The organism is Actinomyces naeslundii, assembly GCF_001956585.1.
Lineage (GTDB): Bacteria > Actinomycetota > Actinomycetes > Actinomycetales > Actinomycetaceae > Actinomyces > Actinomyces naeslundii.
Window position 1 is genome coordinate 41,712 of record NZ_MSRR01000007.1, and the last position, 26,289, is coordinate 68,000.

Annotated in this window: 22 protein-coding genes; 9 read left to right on the top strand and 13 right to left on the bottom strand. The window is 67.0% G+C overall.

The window, feature by feature from the left end; all coding sequences use genetic code 11:
- Positions 1-382: 382 nt before the first annotated feature.
- The 4 genes from BKH33_RS03845 (at position 383) to BKH33_RS03860 (ending at position 4,708) form a co-directional block, all read left to right on the top strand.
- A complete protein-coding gene (locus tag BKH33_RS03845) occupies positions 383-1,633 on the top strand; it encodes an ABC transporter substrate-binding protein (RefSeq protein WP_003781595.1) in 1,251 nt (416 codons plus the stop codon).
- An 86-nt stretch (positions 1,634-1,719) separates the two neighbouring features.
- Positions 1,720-2,550: a carbohydrate ABC transporter permease gene (locus BKH33_RS03850; protein ID WP_003781585.1), complete on the top strand. Its 831-nt coding sequence runs from the start codon at positions 1,720-1,722 to the stop codon at positions 2,548-2,550.
- Positions 2,540-3,376 (top strand): carbohydrate ABC transporter permease, encoded by an 837-nt coding sequence (locus BKH33_RS03855; protein ID WP_003781587.1) that lies wholly within the window; start codon positions 2,540-2,542, stop codon positions 3,374-3,376. Before BKH33_RS03850 ends, BKH33_RS03855 begins: the two co-directional genes overlap by 11 nt.
- Positions 3,377-3,379: 3 nt before the next feature.
- Complete coding sequence (locus BKH33_RS03860) at positions 3,380-4,708, top strand: alpha-L-fucosidase (RefSeq protein WP_309314200.1); 1,329 nt, start codon at positions 3,380-3,382, stop codon at positions 4,706-4,708.
- Positions 4,709-4,767: 59 nt separating this feature from the next.
- On the opposite strand, the gene fucP is transcribed toward BKH33_RS03860, so the two are convergent.
- The 4 genes from fucP to BKH33_RS03880 form a co-directional block, all read right to left on the bottom strand.
- Positions 4,768-6,096 (bottom strand): L-fucose:H+ symporter permease, encoded by a 1,329-nt coding sequence (gene fucP / locus BKH33_RS03865; protein WP_043538994.1) that lies wholly within the window; start codon positions 6,094-6,096, stop codon positions 4,768-4,770.
- Complete coding sequence (locus tag BKH33_RS03870) at positions 6,096-6,524, bottom strand: RbsD/FucU family protein (RefSeq protein ID WP_003781586.1); 429 nt, start codon at positions 6,522-6,524, stop codon at positions 6,096-6,098. Before BKH33_RS03870 ends, fucP begins: the two co-directional genes overlap by 1 nt.
- A 65-nt stretch (positions 6,525-6,589) precedes the next feature.
- Positions 6,590-8,059: a rhamnulokinase gene (locus BKH33_RS03875; protein ID WP_003781590.1), complete on the bottom strand. Its 1,470-nt coding sequence runs from the start codon at positions 8,057-8,059 to the stop codon at positions 6,590-6,592.
- Positions 8,060-8,071: 12 nt separating this feature from the next.
- Positions 8,072-9,847 (bottom strand): L-fucose isomerase, encoded by a 1,776-nt coding sequence (locus BKH33_RS03880; RefSeq protein WP_003781599.1) that lies wholly within the window; start codon positions 9,845-9,847, stop codon positions 8,072-8,074.
- A gap of 207 nt (positions 9,848-10,054) precedes the next feature.
- On the opposite strand from BKH33_RS03880, the gene BKH33_RS03885 reads away from it, so the two are divergent.
- Complete coding sequence (locus BKH33_RS03885) at positions 10,055-10,723, top strand: class II aldolase/adducin family protein (RefSeq protein WP_043538996.1); 669 nt, start codon at positions 10,055-10,057, stop codon at positions 10,721-10,723.
- A gap of 48 nt (positions 10,724-10,771) precedes the next feature.
- Positions 10,772-11,362: a 16S rRNA (guanine(966)-N(2))-methyltransferase RsmD gene (gene rsmD, locus BKH33_RS03890; RefSeq protein ID WP_003781598.1), complete on the top strand. Its 591-nt coding sequence runs from the start codon at positions 10,772-10,774 to the stop codon at positions 11,360-11,362.
- A gap of 10 nt (positions 11,363-11,372) precedes the next feature.
- Here the strand turns inward: rsmD and BKH33_RS03895 are convergent, their stop codons facing one another.
- Together BKH33_RS03895 and BKH33_RS03900 are read right to left on the bottom strand one after the other, a co-directional pair.
- Positions 11,373-13,631 (bottom strand): ATP-dependent DNA helicase RecG, encoded by a 2,259-nt coding sequence (locus tag BKH33_RS03895; RefSeq protein WP_003781583.1) that lies wholly within the window; start codon positions 13,629-13,631, stop codon positions 11,373-11,375.
- A gap of 124 nt (positions 13,632-13,755) precedes the next feature.
- Positions 13,756-15,711 carry a DAK2 domain-containing protein gene (locus BKH33_RS03900; protein WP_076142563.1) on the bottom strand — a complete coding sequence of 652 codons (1,956 nt, stop codon included), beginning with the start codon at positions 15,709-15,711 and terminating at the stop codon, positions 13,756-13,758.
- A gap of 504 nt (positions 15,712-16,215) precedes the next feature.
- Here BKH33_RS03900 and rpmB point away from each other — a divergent pair.
- Positions 16,216-16,407 (top strand): 50S ribosomal protein L28, encoded by a 192-nt coding sequence (rpmB, locus tag BKH33_RS03905; RefSeq protein ID WP_003785965.1) that lies wholly within the window; start codon positions 16,216-16,218, stop codon positions 16,405-16,407.
- 130 nt (positions 16,408-16,537) lie between these two features.
- Here the strand turns inward: rpmB and BKH33_RS03910 are convergent, their stop codons facing one another.
- Complete coding sequence (locus tag BKH33_RS03910; protein WP_076081061.1) at positions 16,538-17,623, bottom strand: thiamine-phosphate kinase; 1,086 nt, start codon at positions 17,621-17,623, stop codon at positions 16,538-16,540.
- Positions 17,610-18,776, bottom strand: coding sequence for a D-alanine--D-alanine ligase family protein (locus BKH33_RS03915; RefSeq protein WP_003783426.1), 1,167 nt, complete (start codon positions 18,774-18,776; stop codon positions 17,610-17,612). Before BKH33_RS03915 ends, BKH33_RS03910 begins: the two co-directional genes overlap by 14 nt.
- 120 nt (positions 18,777-18,896) lie before the next feature.
- Between BKH33_RS03915 and BKH33_RS03920 the strand changes: the two genes are divergently transcribed.
- On the top strand, positions 18,897-19,547 hold the full coding sequence (locus tag BKH33_RS03920; RefSeq protein WP_003783450.1) for an AMIN-like domain-containing (lipo)protein: 651 nt from the start codon (positions 18,897-18,899) through the stop codon (positions 19,545-19,547).
- A gap of 33 nt (positions 19,548-19,580) precedes the next feature.
- Here the strand turns inward: BKH33_RS03920 and BKH33_RS03925 are convergent, their stop codons facing one another.
- The 5 genes from BKH33_RS03925 to leuC all read right to left on the bottom strand — a co-directional run bounded on the left by BKH33_RS03925 (position 19,581) and on the right by leuC (position 25,337).
- Positions 19,581-20,633 (bottom strand): NAD(P)H-dependent glycerol-3-phosphate dehydrogenase, encoded by a 1,053-nt coding sequence (locus tag BKH33_RS03925; RefSeq protein WP_076071187.1) that lies wholly within the window; start codon positions 20,631-20,633, stop codon positions 19,581-19,583.
- Complete coding sequence (locus tag BKH33_RS03930; protein WP_043539404.1) at positions 20,630-21,397, bottom strand: lysophospholipid acyltransferase family protein; 768 nt, start codon at positions 21,395-21,397, stop codon at positions 20,630-20,632. Before BKH33_RS03930 ends, BKH33_RS03925 begins: the two co-directional genes overlap by 4 nt.
- 127 nt (positions 21,398-21,524) lie before the next feature.
- Positions 21,525-22,847 (bottom strand): UDP-N-acetylglucosamine 1-carboxyvinyltransferase, encoded by a 1,323-nt coding sequence (gene murA / locus BKH33_RS03935; RefSeq protein WP_043539411.1) that lies wholly within the window; start codon positions 22,845-22,847, stop codon positions 21,525-21,527.
- 256 nt (positions 22,848-23,103) lie between these two features.
- Positions 23,104-23,757 (bottom strand): 3-isopropylmalate dehydratase small subunit, encoded by a 654-nt coding sequence (gene leuD / locus BKH33_RS03940; protein WP_003783424.1) that lies wholly within the window; start codon positions 23,755-23,757, stop codon positions 23,104-23,106.
- A 56-nt stretch (positions 23,758-23,813) separates the two neighbouring features.
- Positions 23,814-25,337, bottom strand: a complete 1,524-nt coding sequence (gene leuC / locus BKH33_RS03945) for a 3-isopropylmalate dehydratase large subunit (protein WP_076071185.1) — start codon at positions 25,335-25,337, stop codon at positions 23,814-23,816.
- Between the two features lie 199 nt (positions 25,338-25,536).
- Between leuC and BKH33_RS03950 the strand changes: the two genes are divergently transcribed.
- Complete coding sequence (locus BKH33_RS03950; protein WP_043539406.1) at positions 25,537-26,277, top strand: IclR family transcriptional regulator; 741 nt, start codon at positions 25,537-25,539, stop codon at positions 26,275-26,277.
- The last annotated feature ends 12 nt before the right edge of the window (positions 26,278-26,289 follow it).

Genomic DNA, 26,289 nt, shown 5'->3' on the forward strand with positions numbered 1-26,289 from the left:
GCGACCACCTCTCCGCGTGAGCGGTTCTCGACGACCGCCCCACCTGGAGGGCGACTGCCGTCCCCCGAGCACCCGACATTGCCCCCACCCAGTGCACGCCCCAACCAGCAGCAGTCTCCAGCAAAGGGCAACGGCAACCTACATGTCAGCGCTCACTCAAACCTCCTCAACCCACAGACCACTCCTCCGCGACCCGCACCTCCCGACACCTCGACACACCCACTATTTCGCTTCATTTCAGGGCATTCAGCAAGCCACAACGGTTGACACCCTTTTGTGACCAAGTTAATGTTACCGCCATCATCCGCTGCTTCCGACATCGCCGTCGGACCCCAGCGGCTGCAACGAGGCACCCCTACGCACTCACTGAAGAGAGAAGACCATGACCCCACCTTCATTTCCCCGCCGCACCTTCATCTCGGCATCGCTCTTGAGTGGGACGGCAGCAGCACTGCTGTCAGCATGCTCATCAGGGAAGAGCAAGAACAATAACGCCCCGACCCAGATGTTCACGTGGGTGTCCAGCGAGTCGGACCGCGCCCAGTGGCAGGCATTCGTCGACGCAGTCAAAGAAACTGACTCCAGCTTCAAGCTCGACTTCTCAGGTCCCAGCTACAACGACTACTACACCAAGGCCAAAACCCGAATGACGGCAGCTGATGCTCCAGGGATCCTGACCACACAGGCAGCCCGAACCAAGGAGCTCGTCGGCATCATGGAACCGCTGAACGATCTCATCAAGAAGCACGGGGTCGACACGTCAGTCTTCAACAAGGCCATGATTGAAGGTATGACGGTGGACGGAAAAATCTACGCACTGCCGTACGACGCAGAGCCCTGCGTCATGTTCTACAATCGGCAATCCTTCAAGGCAGCGGGGTTGAAGGAGCCGACAACCAAGTACACCTACGCACAGTTCCTGTCGGACATGAAGGCCCTGACTACTGGTGGGAAGGTCGGCATGGCCATCAAACCAAATCTCATGGACAACGCTCCTGGAGCATTCGCATACGCCAATGGCGCCACTGCCCTCGACGACAAGGGAAACCTTTCGTTGACCTCCAGCGCCTTCGTCTCATCCGTGCAGAAGGCGTTTGACCTTGCCGCAGTCAACGGCTACGCCAAGGCTCCTTCCGCTTCGGACGGCGACGAGGTCGCACAAGGCGCATTCACCTCTGGTCAGGCTGCCGCCATCATTGACGGCCCGTGGATGTACGCGACCTTCGCCGAGCAGCTCAACGACAACCTGGGTGTGTGCGTCATCCCCAGTGACTCCGGACAGGCCATCGGAGTCATTCAGGGATCGGGCTTCGGGATCGGCAAAAACTGTCCGGACAAGGATGCCGCGTTTAAAAACATCATGAAGCTGGTCAGCCCTGAGGTCATCGGCAAGGTGGCACGCACCCGCGGGACGGTACCATCCATCGGCTCCCAAATCGACGGATGGGCAGAAGGTAAACCGACCGGAAATGTTGAAGCCATCAAATTCCTCCTGGATCACGGGACCGCTTTGGTAACCCCAGCAAACTGGAATCAGATCGTGACGTCCTTCACCCAGTACTGCCCAGAAGGCTACCGGGGCTCACGTACCGCGGCAGACATCCTCAAGGACCTGCAAGAGAGTGCAGGATGATGGGAGCCGCAACCACCGCTGAGAGTCGAAGGCGCCACAGAGCTCCCCAAGACACACTACGCATCATCGCTTACCTGACACCCGGCATGACAGGGTTTCTGGTTTTCATCATCATCCCCCTGATCGCGTCACTGATCATCTCGTTGTTTTCATGGTCGCTTCTGGGAACATCAGAGTTCGTCGGCCTTGACAACTATCGACGAATGATTTCCGGGGAGGACCCAGCGTTCTACACCATCCTTAAGAACACCGTGGTGTTCGCCCTTCTATACACAGGTGCCAACCTCATCATCTCCACTGGTATCTCATACTGGCTGCAGCACCTCCCCAACAGGTTCTCTCGAGTGCTGCGAATCATCTTCTTCATCCCCGTCGTCACCCCAATGGCAGGGAATGCGTTGATCTGGCGCCTCCTCCTCAATGACGAAGGGGTGGTGAACTCTGCCCTCAACAGCATAGGGCTCCCCTCGCTACCCTGGCTGAACAACCCCAGCCTTGCCATGGGTTCGCTCGTCATCATGAGCTTATGGCAGGGTCTTGGCTACAACATCGTGGTCCTTACTGCCGGCCTCAACGGCATCAACCCGTCCATACTGGAGGCCAGCGAGCTCGACGGCGCAACTGGATTCAGACGATTCTTCCAGGTCGTCTTCCCCATCCTGTCTCCGACTTTCTTCTTCTGCACCGTCATGACCGTCATCGGAGCATTCAAGGTGTTCGCACAACCATTCTTTCTCACAAAAGGAGGACCAGGTGAGTCGACAAACACCATTGTGCTCGCACTATACCGCAACGGCTTCTCCTTCGACAAGCTGGGCTACGCCTCCGCCCTGGCCTGGATACTATTCGTCATCGTTATGCTGCTGACGGCCCTTCAATTCAGCCAGCAGAAGAGGTGGGTGAACTATGACTCTTGAACACCGATCCAAAATTGGCAAATTTCTCTCCTACTCGCTACTCACACTGATAGCGATAGCATTCCTCTTCCCATTCGCCTGGATGCTGGCTTCTTCCCTCAAGCCGACATCTGAGGTGTTTTCCTCAGGAGCCTCACTCACAGGCACCCGTCTTGCATGGGACAACTACACCGAGGCGACTCAGCAGATTCCTCTGGGGCGCATCATCTTGAACTCTATTCTTGTCTCGACCTGCGGAGCAGCCCTGACCATGGCAGTCTCACTGCTGAGCGCCTACGCCTTCGCCAGACTTCGATTCCGATTCCGAGACCACTTGTTCATGCTGTTTCTGGGAACTCTGGTGCTTCCCCAGGAGGTGCTTGTCATCCCTCTATACATCGGATTCCAGTACCTCGGACTGGTCAACAGCTACACGGCCCTCATTCTTCCCTTTGCCTTCGGAGCCTTCGGGGCGTTCCTCATCCGACAGTTCATCCTGAGCCTGCCCCTTGAGTTCGAGGAGGCGGCCAGAATCGATGGGGCCGGCGACCTCAAGATCCTCTGGCACATCCTCATCCCACTGCTCAAGGCTCCGATACTCGTCGTTGGCGTCTTCTCCTTCATCGATTATTGGTCAACATTCCTGTGGCCTCTGATCGTCGTCAATGATGCGGACCTGGCCACAATCTCGCTGGGACTTCAGATGTTCTCAGGAGAGAGAGGCACGGACTGGGGACCCATGATGGCCGCCGTGTCCATGTCGGTCATCCCTTCCTTTTTCATCGTGGCCTTCTTGCAGAGTCAGCTGGAGAAGGGCGTCACTCTCGGCGCCTTTGGAGGTCGCTGAGTGATGAATCGACCACCTGTATCGCAGCACCGAGATCGCCTGGGAACCCATCAGCCTGAGTGGCTGGACCACACCCCCCTTGGGATCTTCATTCACTGGGGAGCGTATTCGGTACCAAGTTGGGCAGAACCTCACGGAGAGCTCGGCACCGAACCCGATGAGAGGACGTGGTTTACTCATAACTCCTACGCCGAGTGGTACTTCAACACCATACGAATTCCGGGTAGCCGCGCCTCCCAGTACCACCACGAGACCTACGGCTCCTTGCCGTATGACGGTTTTCTGGACATGTGGCATGCTGAAAAATTCGACCCTGACGACTGGGCAGCGCTGTTCAAAGAAGCCGGGGCAGGACTGGTTGTCCTAACGACCAAGCACCACGACGGCATCACCCTATGGGAGGCCCCCGAAACCTATGGCCGCAACACGGTTCAACGCGGCCCCCGACAAGACCTCGTCGAAAAAATCTCACGGGCAACACGTCGGGCAGGACTACGTTTCGGCGCATACTATTCGGGCGGAGTGGACTGGCATTACAGACCTTTTCCTGTCATCCTGAGCGAAGAGGATCTTGAACGGCTCGCCAGATCTGTGGACCCTGAGTACGGGCGCTACATCTTCAATCACTGTCTTGACCTGTTTCAGAGGTATCACCCCGATATTTTCTGGAACGACATCGAATGGCCGGACTGCGCGAAGAATTTCGATGCCCACGGACTGGGAACACTGCTTGAGCACTACTACAAATTGTGCCCGGAGGGCGTCGTCAATGACCGCTTCGGTGGGTTCCACTCCGATTACGAGACTAGTGAATATCAGGCAATGCGCGACTCGGAGGCTGCGGACCGGTGGGAGAACTGTCGCGGTATCGGATTATCCTTCGGCTACAACCGGATGGAGGGCGATGAGCAGTACCTCACCGGCCCGTCCGCAGCTCGACACCTGGTCGACGTCGTCTCACGGGGAGGACGTCTCCTGCTCAACGTCGGCCCGCACGCCGACGGAACCATTCCTGATCCTCAACGCGCCTGCCTGAGGGGACTAGGCGCGTGGATGCGAGCAGCGAGATCGGAACTGTCTCACCCCTCTGCGGAGCTACTGGAGCAGGCTTGTTCACTACCGGGTGCGCGACTCATGTCTCACGGAGACCATGCGGTTCTCTTTGCCCTGGAGAATGTCGCAGTCCCGCTTGACCGCCTGCCTGCGAAGTTCGACTGGAGATCGTCGAGGCCGGGAGATGGACAGACACAGGTGAGTCATGACCATGGAGTCCTCACGACCGCTCCCACTCAACTGGGACCTGGAATCATCCTTGCCAAGCGGATCCACTGAGCATTCTCTCCGCCCACTCGGTACGGCGTGGGCGGAGAGAATGGTGTGAGTGCTTTCCGTCAGGCCGCACTGATGGGCCTGGGCGTGCGCAGTGTGTAGACCCCGTAGGCGGCCACCACCAGGAAGCACCCGGCAACCGTGACGTAGGACACCGCAGGAGACGTGTAGTCCATGATGGCGCTTTGCACCAGAGGCATGGTGGCCCCGCCGATGATGGCCATGACCAGACCTGCGGCCCCGTACTTGGTGTCCTCCCCCAGCCCCATCAGGGCCTCGCCGTAGATGGTGGGGAACAGCAAGGAGATGCAGGCGGACAGGGAGATGATGGCCAGCACCCCCAGAATGTTCACGCTCACCATGGCGAACAGGGACAGAGCGACCCCGAGGGAGCACATGAACAGAAGCAGCTTGCGTGCGTCAAACCGCCCCATGAGCCCCACCATGAGGAAACGGAAGACCAGGAAGACGATGAGACTCGCCTGCAACCAGTATCCGGCGACCTTGTCCGACACTCCCAAGGCACTCGTGACATAGTGCAGGGTGTAGGTCCAGATGCAGGTCTGAGCAGACACGTTGAAGTACTGCGCCACCACTCCGAAGCTGTAGCGCTTATTCCGTAGCAGGCGCATGAGCCTGCCCGGCCCGCCACTGTCACCCGCAGCGGCGTCCATCTGCCGCTCCACGACCTTGACCCGACCGATCATGAAGGCCAGCAGGAGGTAGAGGAGCCCGAGGGCGACATAGGGGCCCATGACCGCCTTGAGCTCCTCGCTCTGGGTGGCCAGCAGCGTCTCCTGGCTCATGGCCGCACGCTGCTCGGCAGTGGCCGGGTTCACCTTAGGCAGGATCAGCAGGGCGGCCAGCAGCACCCCGAGATTGGAACCGATGGGATTGAAGGCCTGCGCGAAGTTGAGGCGCCGCGTGGCGTTGTGCTCCGGCCCCATGGACATGACGAAGGGGTTGGCACTGGTCTCCAGAATGGACAGACCGGCGGCCAGGGTGAACAGGGCGGTCAGGAACACCGAGTAGGTCATGACGTAGGCCGCGGGGATGAACAGCAGCCCGCCGGTTCCCGCCAGCACCAGCCCGATGAGGACACCGCCCTTGTAGCCCAGGCGGCTGTTGATGAAGGCCGCCGGGATCGCCAGGCAGAAGTAGGCCCCGTAGTAGGCCGACTGCACCAGCGAGGACTGCAGGTTCGTCATAGAGAACACGGAGCGGAAGACCTTGACCAAGGGATCCGTCATGTTTCCGGCCAGGCCCCAGGCGGCGAAGCAGGAGACCAGCAGACAGAAGGGCAGCACCATGCCGGGATACAGGAAGCCCCGCTTGGCCGTCCCCTCCTGGACGGGGGCCTCCTCAGTCACGGAGTCGCGGATCGCAGTCATCACAGGACGCCCTTCTTGAGGATGAGGTTGCCGTACAGGGCGGTCTCGCCAGTGAGGACGACGGCGTAGACGCTGGGGGTGTAGTCGTAGAAGGCCATGCGCTCAATCGTCTTGACGCTCACCGGTCCGGCATCCTTCTCGGCCTCGTTCCAGATCTGCTCGTAGACGTCCCACACCGGAGGCCGAGGGTCGTCGCCAACCGTTTCCATGAGGGCCACCTGGTAGCTGCTGTAGCGGTCCAGGGGCATGAGCGTGAGGATAGACCTCAGCAGGTCGGGGATCCCCAGGCCGTCGGCCCGCACCGTGGTGGGGTGGAGGTGGTGCCCGGGGAAGTTCGCGTCGGCCAGGAGAATCTCATCCCCATGGCCCATCTCGAGCAGGATCTTGACGAGTTCGGGTGACAGGTTGGCGGGAATGTTGCGGAGCATCGTTGCTCCTTTCATGTGGTGGGTGTTGAGTTGAATGTCGTGGTTGTGGTCGATGTGGCTGATGGTCAGTCGGCGGTGGCGTTGTCCAGCCGTTCCCGCATGGCGTCGAAGGCACCGGGATCGGCAATGGCCCCGGAGGAGTCGACCTCCACGGAGCTGATGCTGCGGCGCAGCACCTCACCGCGCGCACTGGGGTCGAGGACGTCGGCCGCCTCGAGCTGGGCGAGGATATTGCCCAGGGCACTGGCCTCCGGTGTGCCTACGACAACCCGACGGTGGCAGGCCGCCGCCGTCATGGCCGGCAGGAGGCTGTTGCGCGCCCCGCCTCCCACCAGGTGTATCGGTGCCGCCGGGTCCAGCTGGTCGCCGACGACGTCCTGCAGCCCCTGGGCGTAGGCGGCATGGGCGCAGGCGAGCGACTCGAGGATGAGCCGGACCGTCTGCGCCGGTCCCTCGGGAGCCACCTTGTAGTGGAGGCGGCACCAGTCGGCGATCTTGTCCGGCATGTCGCCGGGACTGGCGAAGAGCTCGTCGTCGGGATCGATGACGACCCCGAGGGAGGCGCACTCCCCCGCCGCCTCGACCAGCGCGCCGGTATCGGGCTCGTTCCAGGAGCGCTGGCACTCCTGGAGCAGCCAGAAGCCGGTGAGGTTGCGCAGCAGCCGGATACCTCCGTCGGTACGGACCTCGTTGGTCAGTCCGGCCCGCAGCGCCGCTCCGTCCAGGATGGGGCTGGGAACGGCAGCCCCGATGAGGCTCCAGGATCCTGAGGAGATGAACAGGCGAACCTCGTGCCCCCTCAGCCCGAGTGCGTGGACGGCGCAGGCGGTGTCGTGTCCACCGGGGCGCACGATGGTGATCCCCTCCGGCGTCATCCCGGCCACTGTGGCATCGTCGACGAGCGGGGGCATCCACCGCTCGGGGATCCCAGTGGCCTCAAGGACCTGAGACGCCCAGTGCCTCGCCCCTGGGGAGGCGAGCCCGGTGGTCGAGGCGATCGCCCGCCCTGCCTCGACCGGAGCGCCGAGCAGGTGCGCCACCAGGTCGGGCAGCGGCAGGAAGCGGTCGACCCGATCAACGAGGTCCGGCTCCTGCCTCAGGTCCGCGTAGAGCTGGTAGACCGTGTTGATCTGCTGGGGCAGGATGCCGGTCGCTCGCCAGGCCGCCTCCGGGGAGATGGCCCGGTCCAGGTCCGTAGCCCATCGGGCCATGCGCCCGTCGCGGTAGGCCCGTGGGGCGCGCAGCAGCTCTCCCTGGGCGTCGAGGAGGCCGTAGTCGACGCCCCAGGTGTCGATGCCGATGCTGTCAGGAGCCCGCCCCAGACGCTCAGTCGCCTCGACGATGCTCCGACGAGCACCGTCCATGATGCGCTCGAGGTCCCAGGTGAGGGTGCCGTGGTCATCCACCGCCTGGTGGTGGAGCCGGAAGACCTCCTCAGTGCTGATGGCTCCCTGACGGTAGCTTCCCAGAACCGCTCGTACGGAGCTGGATCCGAGATCGAGTGCGAGTGCGTGGTGCTCGTCGGTGCTCGTCATGGCGTCGGTCCTTCAGCGGTAGAGGGGACCGAAGGTGGCGCAGGCCCTGAAGTCGGCGCTCTCGAGCTCGGCGGTGCCGAAGGGCACCCAGGCCTTGGGACGCAGGATCCTCTCGCGCTCGACGTTGTGCATGTAGACGGGGATGCGCAGCATCGAGGCCAGGGTGATGAGGTCGGCGCCGAAGTGTCCGTAGCCGGTGGCCGTGTGGTTGGCGCCCCAGTTGGCCATCCAGTCGTAGACGGAGGTGAAGGCGCCATGGCCGGTCAGGCGTGGGACGAAGAAGGTCGTCGGCCACGTTGGGTCGGTACGGTAGACGATCTGGTCGCGCACGTCGTCGGGCAGCTCCAGGGTCCAACCCTCGGAGATCTGGAGAACGGGCCCCTGACCGGCCACGAAGTTGAGGCGTGTCGCGGTGACGGGCATGCCGCCGGCGGTGGTGAAGTGGGTGGAGAAGCCGCCTCCGGGGAAGTACTCGCGGGTGGCGGCGTGGAAGGTGGAGGCCTTCAGGTCGGCCTCGATGTCCGCCTCGGTGATCTCCCACCAGTGCTTGATGATGGGGTTGCCCTCGGCGTCCTTCTCCTCACCGGTGGCGTTGAGGGTCGTCGCCCCGGAGTTGCGCAGGTCGATGAACCCGTTCTCGGCGCGTCCCTCGAGCTTGTACCCGGTGACCCGCTCAACGGCCTCGGGGCTCCAGTAGGTGCGCACGTCGCTGAAGAGCTGGGGACGGTGGGTCAGGACGGAGTTGAAGAGCATGGCGACGGCGTTGCCGGCGTCGCCCTCCGTGGCGAAGACCTTCTCGGGCCGCTTGCCGTTCCAGTCGAAGGTGGTATTGAGGAAGGTCTCGAGGATGTCGCCGTTGGGCTTGTAGTCCGTCCACTGGCGCTGCCCCTGGAAGCCCGCCGCGATGGCGTCGTGCCCGTCGGCCTCCTCGACGAAGCCGAGCTCGGCCAGGGCGGGGTTGCCCTCCATGAGGTCACGACCGATGAGGAGCATCTTGATGCAGTAGTCGAACTGCTCGTCGTACTCCTCCTGGGTGAAGCGGTTGGCCTCGGGGTTGCGGTTCTCCCCGATGGTGAGGTTCTCCCGGGCCCAGGCCAGGGCGGTCTCGTACTCCTCGTGGTCATAGATGCCGTGGGCGATGCGGCGGTCGATCTCGATCATGTCGATGTACTCGGCGCGCATTCCCAGGTAGTCGACGAAGAACTGCTCGGGGACACGACAGCCCGCGATCCCCATCGAGACGGTCCCGATCGAGAGGTAGCTGCGCCCCTTCATGAGGCCGACCCCCAGCGCTGCGCGCGCGTAGCGCAGGATGTTCTCGACGACGTCGTCGGTCAGGCCGGAGTCGTCGGCGTCCTGGACGTCGTGTCCGTAGATGCCGAAGCAGGGGATGCCCAGCATGTTGTAGGCAGCGGCCGCGGCGGCCAGGGTCACGGCCCCGGGGCGCTCGGTGCCGTTGAAGCCCCAGATGGCGTGCGGGATGGAGGGGTCGAGGTCGAGGACCTCGGTGATGTAGTTCCAGGAGGCGGTGACGGTCAGGTCGGCGCACACGTTCTCGGTGCGGAACTGCTCCTTGCAACGGTTGGCCTCGGCCACTCCCCCGATCGCGGTCTCGGAAACGACGCATCGCACCGGGCTGCCATCGGGGTAGGTCAGGCGGGAGGAGATGAGCTCGGCGACATCCTTGGCCAGCTGAGCGGTCTTGTCCTCGAGGGACTCCCTCACGCCGCGACGGCGGCCGTCGATGAGGGGGCGGATTCCGATGGCGGGATAGGACGCAGTAGGCATGACAGGTTCCTTTCACTGGGCGACGATGACCAGGGCCCACACGAATGTGAGCGCAAACAAAGAATGGCTCTAACCAATCGGTAATGTCAAGCATTAAGGCAAAACATCGCAGTCATAGACATGAGAGCGCCAACATGAGATGATTCGTCGGTACCACTTCTGACGCAACGGGGCGTGCAGCGGTACGCCCCGAGGAAAGAGCCCATGATGCTTCTCAACAACGCTCGCCAGCAGATCACCGAGGCCTGTTTCCACCTGGCCGACGACGGACTGGTCGTCGGCACCGCCGGCAACCTGTCCGTCCGGGAGGGCGACCTGGTCGCCATCACCCCTTCAGGGCTGCCCTACAAGGACATGCGCCCCGACCTGGTCGCCGTGGTCGACTACGCCACGGGCAGGCAGGTCGAGGGGCCGCTCAAGCCCGCCAGCGAGCTCGACCTGCACCTGACCGCGCTGCGGGCGACCGGCCAGATGTCCGTGGTGCACACCCACTCCTACGCCGCCACCGCCGTGGCCAGCCTTGAGGGAGTCAGCGCGCTTCCGGCAGTGCACTACTACATCTGCATGTTCGGCGGCAGCGACGTACGGGTGGCGGACTACGCGATCTACGGCTCCCCCGAGCTGGCGGCCAATGTCGAGCGGGCGCTCGAGGGACGCACGGCGGCCCTCATGAGCAACCACGGCTCCGTGGTGACCGGCCCCGACCTGGCCGCCACCTACGTCCTGGCCCAGGAGCTGGAGTGGGTCTGCGAGCTCTACCTGCGCACGCTCGCCGTCGGCAGCCCCAAGATCCTCTCCGATGAGCAGATCGCTGCGGTCGCACGCAAGATCCGGGACACCGGTTACGGCCAGCACGCCCCGGCCGAGGAGGGCTGAGCGCCCCGTTGGAACAGAGGCGGGGGCAGTCCGGGTAGGGTCTGCCTCATGACGAGGATCGTGGCCGGAACCGTGGGCGGGCGCAGGATCGAGGTGCCCCGGTCCGGGACGCGCCCCACCTCCGAGCGGGTGCGCGAGGCCCTCTTCGCCCGACTGGACCACTACGGGGTGCTCGACGGTGCCCGGGTGCTGGACCTGTGCGCGGGCTCGGGGGCCCTGGGCCTGGAGGCGGCGAGCCGAGGGGCCGGTGACGTCACCCTCGTGGACTCCTCGCGCGCGGCCACCGACACCTGTCGGCGCAACATCCGGGCGCTGGGCCTGAACGAGGTCACCGCGGTCACCGCGAAGGCGGCCACGTTCCTGACTGGAGCGGCGGGAGCACCAGTGGACCTGGTGCTGATCGACCCGCCCTACGACCTGACCCAGGAGGAGCTCACCGACATCCTCACTCCCCTGGCCCGCGGCGAGGACCCGTGGCTGGCTCCCGGCGCCGTCGTCGTCGTCGAGCGCTCGACGCGTTCAGCGGAGCCCGCCTGGCCGGCGGGACTGGCGCGCTTCGCGGACAAGCGCTACGGCGAGACCACGGTCTGGTTCGCCGAGCCGACCACCGATCCCGTCGCGTCCACCAGTCCTGCCTGAGCCCGACCTGTCACGCTCTTTCAAGGAAGGCCTGAGCCTCCTCGTCAAGGCGCTCAACGATCGCCGCGGCCAGGTCCCGGTGCTCGCGCAGCTGCGGATCGTCGTCCACGATCCGCTCGGCCTGGCGCCGGGCGGTGGCGATGAGCCGGGCGTCGCGGGTCACGCGCAGCAGGTCCAGGCCGGAGGTGCGCCCCGACTGTGAGGCCCCCAGGACGTCACCCTCGCTGCGCAGGTCGAGATCGGCCTCAGCCAGGGCAAATCCGTCCGTGGTGGAGGCGAAGGCCTTGAGCCGGTGGAAGGCGGTGGTACCGACCTCCACGCCGGTGACCGCCACACAGACCGACTCCCGGTCACCGCGTCCGACCCGCCCCCGCAACTGGTGGAGCTGGGACAGGCCGAAGCGGTCGGCGTCCAGGATGACCATCATGGAGGCCTCGGGCACGTCCACCCCCACCTCGATGACGGTGGTGGACACCAGGATGGGAGTAGCACCCGAGGCGAATCCCATCATGGCGGAGGCCTTGTCCTCGCTGCTCATGCGGCCGGTGAGGACTCCGACGCCGATGCCCTCCAGGGCGGGCTCGGCCTCCAGCCGCTGCCTCCACTCCCCGACGGAGGCCAGCGGACGGTCGGGACGCGAGGCGGGTTCCTCGAGCGCAAGCAGCCCTGAGGCCCGTTCGTCATCGATGTCTGCATCAGAAGCGGCTGCATCCCCCTGCTGGGGCTCGTCGTCTCCCCCCTCGATCCGTGGGCACACGACGTAAACGCGCCCTCCGGCGGCGACCTCCTTGGCGGCGCGCCGCCAGATGCCCTCGACCCAGGAGGTGCGTGACCACGGGACCAGGTGGGTGGTCACGGGACTGCGCCCGGCGGGCAGCTCGTCCAGGACGGAGGTGACCAGGTCGCCGAAGACCGTCATGGCGACAGTGCGCGGGATCGGGGTGGCGGTCATGACCAGCAGGTGGGGGGTGTGACGCTGACCGGTGACCGGGTCGGTGACACCGCCGCGCTCACGCAGGGCATCGCGCTGAGCGACACCGAAGCGATGCTGCTCGTCGACGACGACCAGTCCGAGGAAGGGGATCTGCACCGTCTCCGACAGCAGGGCGTGGGTTCCCACGACGATGGCCGGCTCGCCCGCGGCCAGGTCGGCCAGGACCCGGCGGCGCTGGGCCGCCGGGGTGGAGCCGGTCAGCAGATGGACCCGGGTGGCGCGCTCGGCGCCACCGAGCATCCCCAGGCGGCCCAGGGGGCCGAGAACCGCCTCGAGGGAGGAGTGGTGCTGGGCGGCGAGCACCTCGGTGGGAGCCAGCAGGGCCGCCTGACCGCCACCTCCGACCACCTGGAGCATGGCACGCAGGGCTACAAGGGTCTTGCCGCTGCCCACGTCGCCCTGGAGGAGGCGCTGCATGGGGACGGTGCGAGCCAGGTCGGTGGTGATCTCCTGCCCGACTCGCACCTGCCCGGCAGTCAGGTCATAGGGCAGTGCGGCATCGAGGTCGGCTCGAAGGGATCCGGTCGCCTCCGGCTCGGGCCAGGCAACCGCCGTCCGGGTCGCCTCGTGGTGCGCCCGCCGCTGAGCCAGGGCCACCTGCAGGACAAGGGCCTCCTCGTGGCGCAGCCGGGTACGGGCGGCCTTCCACTGGTGGGCGTCATCGGGTCGGTGGACCCACCGGTAGGCGGTGTAGGCGTCGATGAGTCCGGCCTGGCGCCGCAGGTCCTCGGGCAGGGGGTCGGGGACGTCTCCCGGTTCCAGCTGGTCCAGCACGGTCCGCACCGCCTTGCCCACCGACCAGGACGGGAGGGCCTCCGTGCCCGGGTAGATGGGCATGGGACGGGCCAGGAGGGCCTCGCGCTCGGCCTCGTCAAGCTCGTCAAGGACGTACAGGCGCGGGTTGGACAACTGCCTGCGTCCACGGTGGAGCCCCACCTTGCCGCTCATGAGAACAGTGGTTCCGGGGGCAAGCTGGGTGGCGCGGGCGCGCATCTGGCCCGCCGCGCCGAACTGGACGACGTCCATGGTCGAGACGCCGTCGGTGACGGTGGCCTCCATGAGGGCCGGCGCCCGGCCCGAACGCGTGCGGCGGGAGGATGCCCGCACGATCTGGGCCTGGATAGTGGCCTGCTCGCCCTTGACGAGCGTGCGCATGTCGGTGAGGTCCCCCCAGGTGTCGTAACGCCGGGGCAGAAGGCGCAGTAGGTCGCCCCCCGTCTCCACCCCCTGCTTGGCGAGCTGGGCGGCGGTGCGCTTACCCACGAACCGGGTCACGGGACGCCCGAGGAGCCCGACGCTGCCGGGACGAGGCGCGTGGGTCGAGCGATCAGGCGAGCTGGGCACGGTACCCACCCTATGCCGACGACTGTCCTGTGACGTTGAGGGGCCTACCGTGCCACTACTCGATGGCGATGAGGACGTCCGGGCGCTCCTGGCCACCCGCGTGGACGGCTACCTCCACATCCTCACCGAGTACCTGCCCTCGGGCGCCCACCGCTGCGCTCGCGGCCAGGGCCCCGACGTCACGGCCGGCGTTGCGACCGGTGATGACGGTCAGCAGCTCGTCGGAGGGCCGCAGAGCCGATGCCACGGCATGGGCCACGGCGTCGGCGTCGGCCTGGGCCCCATTGAGGGCGATGGTGCGCAGACCTGCTGCGGCGCTCCAGGCGCGGCGGGCCAGATCGGCCAGCTCATCCTCCTCGCTCCGTCCGGCCAGGGCGACGGTGGCTGCAAGGACCCGGGCCTCGTCATCGGTGTCGCACACGAGGAGCTGAATGCCCTCGGACTTGTAGCGCTCCGACGGAGCCGCCGCCTGCATCCCGGCGCGAGCGGTCTCACGAGCGGCTCCTGCGTTCCGCTTCCCGACCGGAGGACGGACGGTGGAGACGGCGGAGCGGGCCGCCAGGAAGCGGGCGGCATCGTGGGCCGCCTCAGTGCAGGCGGCGTCACAGGGCAGCACGATGACCTGGGAGGACCCCAGGTCCGCAGCGGCACGGGCGATCCCCTCCCGGTCAGGATCGAGGACAACGGCGGCGTCGGAACGGGCGAGCTGCTCGATGAGCCCGGGGGCCCGGGTGCAGGCGATGACCCCGACCCCCGCCTCCCGCGAGCGGGCGGCCAGGCGAGGTCCCTCCACCGGAGCGGGCTGGGGCACGGCTGCCTGGGAGGGATGCATTCGCACCGACTTGGCCTTGCGCTCAGCCCGGCGGGCGGCCAGGCGCTCGAAGGAGACCACGTGGCCCATGGGATCGGAGTCGAGCGCGCCCCACGGGGACGGGGGCTCATCGGTGGAGGCCACCAGGGCGGTGGGGTGGAGGTGGTGGATGCAGATCTGGCGGGCGCGGCCTGCATGGGGCAGGGCCGCCCGCGGTGTGTCGGTGTGGACGTGGACCTGGTAAAGGCCCACACCCAAAGCGTCCGGGGTGCCGACGACTCCCACGGAGTCACCGATGAGCTCCAGGTCGCGACGCAGCTGGCCGGCCTGGACCGCGGTGGCCTCCAGCAGGTACATGACCTCGAACTCGCCGGTGGACATGCCCAGCGGCTCGGGGCCGACGCCGTGCGGAACCCCGCCCTTGGCCAGATCGGTGAGCATCTGGCGGGCGACGGCCGTATACGGGGCGTGCTCGTCGGCGTCCTCGTCGCCCTGACGCAGCTCCGGAGCCGCCCCGGGGTCTGCGTCCTGGACCGCGTCGATGGTGTCCGACAGGCAGGTCAGCAGCAGCATGAAGGCCGCTCCCCCGGCATCCACCGGTCCGTGTCCGAGGCCCGCGGTCTCGACGACGGATTCCTGGGACCCGAATGCGGCGGCGGCGGCGATGACGCTCAGGGTCGCCGGCGAGCTCGCCGTCGCCTCTTCCAGGGCGGCGCGGGCGGCCGTGGCGGCGTCCCTGGCCACCGACAGCAGGGTGCCCGCCACGGGGCGCGAGACCGCGGCCCACGTGGTGTCCGCCATGGTCTCGTAGGCGTGCACGAGCTCAACGGGGCGCAGGCCGGCGGGGTCGGGGGTGTCTGCGCAGACGTCGGCGAAGGCAGCCAGAGCCTGGGAGACCAGAAGGCCCGAGTTTCCGCGCGCGCCACGCACAGCGCCATCGGCTGCAGCCCGTGCCACCTGCGCGGCGTCGGCGGCCCACCCCAGGCGGTGAAGAGCGTCGGAGGCCGAGCGCAGGGTGAGCAGGACATTGGTTCCCGTATCGGCATCCGGCACGGGGAAGACGTTGAGGACGTCGACGAGATCGCGTGTCTGATCGGCGACGATCTCTGCCAGCGCGATCCAGCGCCGCACTGCGGGACCGTGCAGCACACGGGCCCCGGAGACAGGGGTAGCGGGGCGGTGTCCTTGCGACTGCGCCATCTTCGCCTCCCCTGGGTCCCGGCTACGACCACCACACCGTGCATCTCACGCTGCGAACACCTTCTGTTCCACTGCATGATCTGCATATGTGCTGGCGTTCAGCGAGCCTGGTTGACGGTGAGGCCGAGCCTCTGGATTGATGATGGTTTCAGAGTACCCGCCCGCACACATTCCTCCCACCGGAGCGGGAACCGTCCACAACGGCCTGTTCTGGGCGACAGAGAGCCGATTAGGTGCCCGAACCACTGACACGCTGGTCAAACCGCCTACCACCGCACCCGCGAGGGCAAACGTTCGCCATACGGTGAGATCGAACACGTTCACAACGGACCACACACCCCCGGTCAGGCCGGCGTGTGCCCGAACCCACGCCCCCGCGGCTTGGGACGGCGCCAATCGGTCCGCTATTGTTCTCGGGTTGCCCAACGCTCCGCGCTTGGGCGGTAAGACCTGGCGCCAGGCACCGACCTGAGCGTTGAAGCATTGAAGATCAGGAGTGAGACCGTGGCTGCTGTGTGCGACGTTTGCGGCAAGGGCCCCATCTTCGGCAAGAGCGTCTCGCACTCCCACGTGCGGACCAACCGCCGGTGGAACCCCAACATCCAGCGTGTGCGTGCTCTCGTCAACGGCGCCCCCAAGCGCCTCAACGTGTGCACGTCCTGCCTCAAGGCCGGCAAGGTGACGCGCAACATCTGACGCATTACCTCGAGTCCTTCGAGCGTGAGGCCGCCGCTGCATTCGCAGCCGGCGGCCTTTGTCATGCGCCTGTCATGATCCTGCGCACGCGCTGTCCCAGGGCAGCGACCTGAGACAGACCCCAGGCGGCTCATCCCCCGGCGAAGTGGTCCCAGCCGGCGCTCTCCTGAGCCGGTTCTCCTCCCAGGAGGACACCCGGTCGATGTCCCAGAGCGCGAGACTGCGGGGCCTCGAGGTCCAGGACACGACCGATGACCCGGACGCCCTCCGGTAGACGCTCTGCTGCGTCTGCCGGGAAGGTGGCGAGCATCCCGTGGTCCTCTCCCCCGGTGAGCAGCCAGCTGCGGGCCAGGGCGCGCGCTGCCGGTCCCGCGTCGTCGGCCACCAGCGCCGCGACAGGCTCAAGGAAGGACGTATCAGGCAGATCGTCCGGATCGTCCAGGCCGATGACGACGCCACTGGCCCGTGCGATCCGTCCGGCATCACGCAGCAGCCCGTCGGAGACATCCATCATGGAGGTGGCGCCGGCGGCCGCCAGGGCCGGACCGGCCGCCAGGGCCGGGCTGGGCGCGCGGAAGGCGGCCAGGCAGTCTCGCACCTGAGGCACGTCCTCAGCCCGCTCGAGACCGGCCATGACCCGCGGTCCGGCACTGAGCAGCGCCAGCCCGGCCGCACTGCGCCCCAGGGTTCCGGCGTGGACGACCAGGTCACCGGGCCGGGCACCGCTTCGCAGGACCGGTGCCCGGCCCTCGAGATCACCCAGGACCGTGACGGCCACGACCAGGGACTCACCGCCGCTGAGGTCGCCGCCCACGACGCCGGCGCCGCAGGGCTCGCAGCCCTGCGCCAGTCCCTGCGCGAAGTCCCGCACCCAGGCCACCGGGGTCGTCGGCGGCATGACGAGACCGATGACGAGCGCAACCGGGCGGGCTCCCATGGCGGCGGCGTCGGCGAGGTTCTGGGCGGCGGCCCGCGCGCCGACGTCGCGCCCTGTGGACCACTCGGTGCGGAAGTGGTGCCCCTCGACCAGGACATCGGTGCTCACCGCCGTGCGCGCGTCGGGGAAGGACAGGACGGCGCAGTCGTCCCCGGTGCCGACCGGGGTCTGCGGGCCACGCGGCAGGAGCGGGGTAATGACGGCGAGGAGCTCCTCCTCGCTGAGGTCCCCGACCCGCATGGCCCGGCCGCCGGGAGGAGCCGGATCAGCGATTGACATCGGTGGAACGGACCCGGGCCAGCTCGATGAGCTCGGAGACCAGGTCGGTGTACCCCAGGCCGGAGACCTGCCACATGTAGGGGTACATGGAGAAGGGGGTGAAGCCGGGCATGGTGTTGATCTCGTTGACGACCGCCTCGCCGGTCTCGGTGAGGAAGAAGTCGACTCGGGCCAAGCCCTCGCAGCCGACGGCCTCGAAGGCCCGAGCGGCGGTATCCATGATGAGCGCACGCTCCTCGGGGCCGATGCGCGCCGGGCAGACCATGGCGACGGCGTCGTGAGCGAGGTACTTCGTCTCGAAGTCGTAGAACTCGCCGGCCCCCTGGGAGGTATCCATGGCGATCTCGCCGGGCTCAGCCACCCGAGGGGCGTCGTCGCCACGGCCCTGAAGGACGGCGACCTCGACCTCGCGTCCTACGATGCCGCTCTCCACGAGGACCTTGGGGTCGACGGCGCGGGCCGCCTCGATGGCATCGGGCAGGTCCTCGGGACGCTCGACCTTGCTGATGCCCAGGGACGATCCGGCACGGGAGGGCTTGACGAACAGGGGATAACTCAGGGACTGGCAGGCGGTGAGGATCGCCTCGGGATCGCGCTTCCAGGCATGGGGGCCGACGACGACGTGCGGGGCCGTGGCGATACCGGCGGCACCCAGGAGCACCTTGGTGACCTGCTTGTCCATGCCCGCGGCGCTGGCCAGCACACCGCAGCCGACGTAGGGCACGCTCATCATCTCCAGCATGCCCTGGATCGTCCCGTCCTCACCGTAGGGTCCGTGCAGGAGCGGCAGGACGACGTCGACCTGGCCGAGCACCCGGGGACCCGTGGGGCCGAGCACGGTGAGCTCACCGCCTCCCAGCGGAGCGGTGAGGACGCCTTGCCCCAGCCCGTCGGCGGTGATCGTCACCGGCGGCCGGCTGTCACTCAGCTCGAGGGCGGCCGGGTCGTCCTCAACGAGCACCCACTGGCCCTCGGGTGTGATGCCCACGGGAAGGACCTCGTAGCGATCGCGATCGATGGCTGACAGGACCCCGGCGGCGGTGGCGCAGGAGATCGTGTGCTCACCGCTGCGGCCGCCGAAGACGACGGCGACGCGCACCTTGGACTTGTCGGGACTGGGAACGGAGGGGCCGGTTTCCTGGAGGTCTGTCATAGTCCCACGCTACCGCGCAGGTCCCTTTATGCTGTTAACGCACGGACAACTCGGAACAAACCCGGCGTCCCCGTCGCTCTGGTGGCGCCCTGTGGAAGTGAGGCAATGATGCACTGCCTGATGCACTGCCGCTCCATCGCATCACTCGCCATGCTGCTCAGTGCGGCCCTGGCACTAAGCGCCTGCTCATTGAGCACCTCGTCGCCGTCCGCCTCCCAGACCTCCACATCCTCCAGTACCGGGCCACCGGAAGCGGCTCCGGCGGCCACGGGCACGACACCGCCCGTCCACCCGAGCCACAACAGCTCCGACGTACCGGACTGGGGATCCGGCTCCCAGGGCCAGCAGGCGGCCGAGGACAGCACGCTGACGGTCGCCGACGTCAGGATCGGGAACCATCCGGATGAGGGTTACAGCCGGTTCGTGGTGGAGTTCGATGGTCAGGGTGCGCCCGGTTGGAGCCAGCCGCAGTGGGATGTGCCGGCCTCGACCATGGGCAAGGGAGACCCGATCGAGGTCGAGGGGACTCACACGATGGTGATCCGGGGCTCTGGCGTCGCCGCTGTCCCTCCGGACGGGCAGAGGGTGAGCGGTCATCGGAAAGTCACGCTCGATGACTCGGCGAACGATGACAGAAGCATCGACGCGGCCTACATCGACCCCGGCTTCGAGGGTGAGTTCCAGGTGGTCGTGGGCACCGGCTCAAAGACCTACCGCATCTTCAGCCTCACCAACCCCACGCGCCTGGTCGTCGACATCGCCCACAGCTGAGTCATCCGGTCCGGAGCACGGGGCCGATCCGTTCTACCCCTCCGAGGGCGTTGCGTGCACGCCCTCGGCCTTCCGAGGGCGCGCCAGAAGCGTGTCCGTCACCTGAGCGACGCTGGCGGCGCCCTCGACGACGGCGACGACGCCGGTGGTGATCGGCATGTCCACCCCGTGCGAGCGGGCCAGGTCCAGGACGGCGCGGGCGGACTTGGCGCCCTCGGCCACGCCCCGGGAGGCTGCGGCGGCCTCGGCCACGCTCATGCCCTCGCCGAGGTGACGGCCGAAGGTCTGGTTGCGGCTCAGGGGCGAGGAGCAGGTGGCCACCAGGTCCCCCATGCCGGCCAGCCCGGAGAAGGTCTCGGGGCGGGCGCCGAGCTCCAGCCCCAGGCGGGTGATCTCCACCAGACCCCGGGTGATGATCGTGGCCTTGGAGTTGTCTCCCAGGCCCCGGCCGGCAGCGGCACCGACGGCCAGAGCGATGACGTTCTTGACCGCTCCGCACAGCTCGACGCCCAGGACGTCGGTGTTCGTGTAGGGACGGAAGGTCCCGGTGGCACACAGGGAGGCGATCCGGGCCGCGACCTGTTCGTCATCGGCGGCCACCACGGTGGCGGTGGGCTGCCCCGCAGCGATCTCGTCGGCGAGGTTGGGCCCGGAGACGACGACGACGCGGGAGCGGTCGATGTCCAGGACCTCGGCCAGGACCTCGCTCATCCGCAGCCCGGTGCCCAGCTCGATGCCCTTCATGAGGGAGACGACCACGGCGTCATCAGCCAGCGTGCTTCGGACGGGTTCCAGGACCCCCCTGGCCTCCTGGGAGGGCACGGCCACGACGACGACGCCGGCCCCCTTGACGGCTCCGGTCAGGTCGGTGGTGGCCTCCAGTCCCGATGGCAGGCGGTGGCCGGGGACATAGCGCTCGTTGGTCCCGGCGTTGATCTCGTCGGCCACTTCTCGACGCCGCGCCCAGATGGTCGTCGGGGTGCCGGCCTGCGCCAGGAGACTGGCGAAGGTGGTGCCCCAGGCACCCGAACCGATGACGGCAGCCCGCCGCACCGGCGTGTTCGCTGCGCGCTCGACTCCGCTCACTGACCGTCCTCCTGAGTGTTGGCCTCGGGCAAGGGATCGGGACGGCGCACGCCGATCCTGCCCTTGCCGGGGTCGCCGTCGTAGTGCAGGTCGAAGGGCCGGGGAGCCTTCTCACCCCGGAGCTCCTCGACCAGAGTGGTGATGGCCCGCATGATCTCAGCGGTGCAGGCGCGCACGGCCTCACGGTCCTGGGTGTCCGAGCCGAATCGGGACAGATCCATGAGGTCACCGATGGTGACACGCACGTCCTTGCGCGGGAAGGGGTGGAAGGAGCGCCCGTAGGTGTCCAGGATCTCGTGGGCCCCCCACTGCCCCATCGGCAGAACGGGCGCCCCGCTGGTCATGGCCAGCCTGGCCGCCCCGGTCTTGGCGACCATCGGCCACTTGAGGGGGTCACGGGAGAGCGTGCCCTCGGGGAAGATCATGATGGCTCCGCCGTCGGCCAGGACGTCACTGGCGGCGCTGAGAGCCGTGGCCGCGTTCTGAGTGCCCCGCTGGACCGGGATCTGGCCACCGGCGCGCAGGATGGAGCCGAGGACCGGTACCTTGAACAGGGTGGACTTGGCCAGGGAGTAGACGGGGACGTCGGCATCCACCAGCGCGCGCATGGCCGTGAGCGAGTCGAGGTCGGTCAGGTGGTTGGCCACGGCGATGAAGCCGCCCTCACGGGGGATGTTCTCCAGGCCGGTCACCTTCTGCTTGGAGACCATCTTGAGGAACGGGATGATCGCCCCGCGCGCGGCGAAGCGGTAGAACGGAGTCATGGGGCGTGTTGCAGGCACGAACGAACTCTATCCGCTCTCAGGGCCGAGCGAGGTTCTCGGTGCCGTATCCGGGCCCCGCTCGCGCGCCCCGACATCGCCGACGCGCAGCCGACCGCGCCGGACCCGGTCAGGCCAGACGAGTGACGGCGGCGTTGAGGGACTCGAGCTTGGACATGAAGTGCTCGTAGCCGCGGTCGATGAGGTTGACGCCCTCGACCCGGCTGGTGCCCTCGGCGGTCAGGGCCGCAATGAGGTGGGAGAACCCACCACGCAGGTCGGGCACGACGATATCGGCCCCGGTCAGGGGCGTGGGCCCGGAGATGACCGCGGAGTGGTAGAAGTTACGCTGTCCGAAGCGGCACTCGGTCCCACCCAGGCACTCGCGGTACACCTGGATGGTGGCCCCCATCTTGCGGAGCGCACCGGTGAATCCGAAGCGGTTCTCATAGACGGTCTCATGGACGATGGACAGGCCCTGGGCCTGGGTGAGCGCCACGACGAGAGGCTGCTGCCAGTCGGTCATGAAGCCGGGGTGGACATTGGTCTCCACCACGATCGAGCTCAGGTCTCCTCCGGAGTGGTAGAAGCGGATGCCCTCGTCAGTGACGTCGAAGGCCCCGCCCACCTTGCGGAAGGTATTGAGGAAGGTGGTCATGTGGCTCTGGTGGGCGCCGCGTACGAACACGTCCCCACGGGTGGCCAGGGCGGCCGAGGCCCAGGAGGCGGCCTCGATACGGTCCGGCAGGGCCGAGTGGGTGTAGCCGCACAGCTCGTCAACGCCCTCGACGTGGATGGTGCGGTCGGTGTCCACCGAGATGATGGCACCCATCTTCTGCAGGACATCGACCAGGTCCATGATCTCGGGCTCGACGGCGGCGTTGCGCAGCTCGGTCAGCCCGCGGGCACGCACGGCGGTGAGCAGGGTCTGCTCGGTGGCGCCGACTGAGGGGTAAGGCAGCTCGATGACCGTGCCGTTGAGGCCATCCGGCGCCGTCAGCCGAATACCCTGGGCCTGCTTGTCGACAGTGGCGCCGAACTGGCGCAGGATCTCCAGGTGGAAGTCGATGGGGCGGTCGCCGATGCGGCAGCCGCCCAGGTCGGGGATGAAGGCCTCCCCTAGGCGGTGCAGGAGCGGGCCGCAGAAGAGGATCGGAATGCGCGAGGAGCCGGCGTGCGCGTCGATATCGGCCATGTGTGCGGACTCGACCTTGGAGGAGTCCAGCTGGAGGACGCCCTCACGCTGGTCGTAGTCGATGCTCACTCCGTGCAGGCTCAGCAGCCCCGAGACCACGTCGACATCCCGGATGAGGGGGACGTTGCGCAGCACCGAGGGGGATGACCCCAGCAGGGCCGCCACCATCGCCTTGGGAACCAGGTTCTTGGCTCCGCGGACGGTGATCTCACCAGTCAGCGGGCGACCACCCTCGACCTGGAGCAGACCGTCGACCATGCGCACCTCCATGACATCATCTGGGCATGCCGTGCGCGTGAGCCGGGTACCCACCCTCGCGCGGGCGCGCGAGGCCGTCCCAGCATAAGCGCACCGGCGGGCTCGGCAGGACCGTTTTCAGGTCCGCTTCAGGTGGCCTTCGACTCACAGAGGATCCCGATCAATATATAGAAGACCCGTGGAAACTCCAATGAAATCCAACGAAGCCACCGCGACCTGGACAGATCGGAACGGCTCCGGCAGGCGCCAGTGATTCTCAGGGCTGAGGCATCTCCGCGGCCCTGGCCGAGACGACTTCCTGGGCGGGTAGGTGCTTGGCCGGAAGGGTGCGTGGCTTGAAGGTCGGACGCGCCTCCTCATAGCTGCGGATGGCGTCCTCCTGAGTGAGGGTCAGGGAGATGTCGTCGAGCCCCTCCATGAGAATCCACCGCACGTAATCGTCGATGGCGAAGGCGCAGCGGAAGGAGCCGGCCTCGACCGTGCGGTTCTCCAGATCCACCGTCACCTCGGTGCCCGGCTCGGTCTCAAGGATCTTCCACAGCTGCTCGCAGTCCTCCTGGGTCACGATCCCGGCCACCAGCCCTTGCTTGCCGGCGTTGCCACGGAAGATGTCGGCGAAACGTGGAGCCAGGACGACCTTGAACCCGTAGTCCTTGAGCGCCCACACGGCGTGCTCACGCGAGGAACCCGTGCCGAAGTCAGGACCCGCCACGAGCACCGAGGCCCGCTTGTAGGCCTCCTGGTTGAGGATGAAGTCGGGCTCACCGGCACGCCAGGAGGCGAACAGGGCGTCATCGAAGCCTGTACGCGTGATGCGCTTGAGGTAGACCGCTGGAATGATCTGGTCGGTGTCGACGGCACTGCGCCGCAGCGGGGCACCGATTCCCGTGTGCCGGATGAACTTGTCCACAGCCCTTGTCAGCTCCTTGCCTTACGTCTTTTCGTCTCATTCACGGTACCGGACCGCTACAGCACGGTCATCGGGAGCACACCGGAGGCCGGCGGAACCGCCGCGACCACCGGGATGCCGGGGGCGTTCGGGGCCGAGTCGCCGACGGCGTCGGCCTCCTCCCAGCCGGCGGGCCGCGGAGGCAGGTCCCCCGGGGCGGACAGGGCCCCGCGCACAGCGGTGGCCGCGGCGACGACGGGCGAGACGAGATGGGTGCGCCCGCCCTTGCCCTGACGCCCCTCGAAGTTGCGGTTGGAGGTGGAGGCGGCGCGCTCACCGGAGGAGAGCTTGTCCGGGTTCATGGCCAGGCACATGGAGCAGCCGGCGTTGCGCCACTCGGCCCCGAATCGCTTGAAGACCTGGTCCAGCCCCTCAGCCTCGGCCTGCAGACGCACTCGCGCAGAGGCCGGTACCACGAGCATGCGCAGCCCTTCAGCCTTCTTGCGTCCGCGCACCACCTCGGCGGCGGCCCGCAGGTCCTCGATACGACCGTTGGTGCACGAGCCGATGAAGACGGTGTCGATCTTGATGTCGCGCAGAGGTGTTCCCGGTACGAGGTCCATGTACTCCAGGGCCCGCTCGGCAGCGAGCCGCTCGGTGGCGTCGGCGATGTCCTCGGGGTCGGGAACCGTGGCGGACAGCGGCAGCCCCTGCCCCGGGTTGGTGCCCCAGGTGACGAAGGGCTCGATGTCCTTGGCCTCGAGGACGACCTCGGTGTCGAAGACGGCGTCGGGGTCCGTGCGCAGGCTGGACCAGTACTCCACGGCCGCGTCCCAGTCCTCACCGACTGGGGCGTGAGGCCGGTCCTTGAGGTAGTCGAAGGTGGTCTGGTCGGGGGCGATCATGCCCGCCCGCGCCCCGCCCTCGATACTCATGTTGCAGATCGTCATACGGGCCTCCATCGAGAGCTGCTCGATGGCGCGGCCGCGGTACTCGATGACGTGCCCCTGAGCCCCGTTGGTACCGATCTTGGCGATGATCGCCAGGATGATGTCCTTGGCCCCGCTGCCCGAGGGCAGCTCACCGTCGATGGTGACGCTCATCGTCTTGAAGGGGGCGATGGGCAGGGTCTGGGTGGCCAGGACGTGCTCGACCTGGGAGGTTCCGATACCGAAGGCGAGCGCCCCGAAGGCGCCGTGGGTGGAGGTGTGGGAGTCGCCGCAGACAACGGTCATGCCGGGCTGAGTCAGCCCCAGCTGCGGGCCGACGGCGTGGACGATCCCCTGATCGGCGTCCCCCAGGGAGTGCAGACGCACCCCGAACTCGGCGCAGTTGGCGCGCAGGGTCTCGATCTGAGCGCGACTGGTGACGTCAGCGATCGGCAGGTCGATGTCCACGGTGGGGGTGTTGTGGTCCTCGGTGGCGATCGTCAGGTCGGTACGACGGACCGTGCGTCCGGCCAGACGCAGCCCCTCGAAGGCCTGGGGACTGGTGACCTCGTGAACCAGATGAAGGTCGATGTACAGCAGGTCAGGAGCACCATCGGTACCCTTGGACACCACATGATCACGCCAGACCTTCTCGGCGAGAGTCATTCCCATCGACTTCATCCTCTCAGAAACAGGTGTTCGCGATCGCATCGAGCCAGGAGCATCCAGGGCCTCGCAGCAACCGCGAGAGGCGGCCGCGCCGCGCCTGAGATCACCGACCGGAGCCTTGACCTCAGGATGCTGACACTGTGCCGCTTCCATACATGACCCTAACTTGAAATCTCATACCTTGAAATGTCAGTATCAGATTATGGACGGCTCCTTAGAGAACGACAGCAGCAGCGGCGTCGGCGTCATCGACAAGGCGGCCCTGGTGATGAGCGCGCTGGAATCAGGCCCGGCAACCCTTGCCCAGCTCGTGTCCACCACCCACCTGGCCCGCCCCACGGCACACCGCATCGCGGTCGCCCTGGAGTTCCACCGCCTGGTAGCCCGTGACTCCCAGGGGCGTTTCATCCTGGGCCCCAGACTCACCGAGCTGGCCAGCGCCGCGGGCGAGGACCACCTCCTGTCCGCCGCCGGACCGGTGCTGACGGCACTGCGGGACAAGACCCACGAGTCGGCACAGCTCTACCGCCGTCAGGGAGATGTACGCATCTGCGTGGCCAATGCCGAGCGCCCCATCGGGCTGCGCGACTCCATCCCCGTGGGCGCCACCATGTCCATGCAGGGCGGCTCCGCGGCCCAGGTGCTCCTCGCCTGGGAGGAGCCCGACCGGCTGCACCGCGGCCTGGTGGGAGCCCGTTTCACCGCCACCATGCTCTCGGCGGTCCGACGCCGAGGATGGGCTCAGTCCGTCGGAGAGCGCGAACCGGGCGTCGCCTCGGTGTCGGCACCGGTACGCGGGCCAGGAGGCAGGGTCGTCGCCGCGATGTCGATCTCCGGCCCCATCGAGCGGATGGGGCGTCAGCCCGGCCGTGCACACGGTCATGTGGTGATGGCGGCGGCACGCCGCCTATCCGAGGTCCTCAGCGACACCGGCGCGGCCTGACACCCCCAAGCC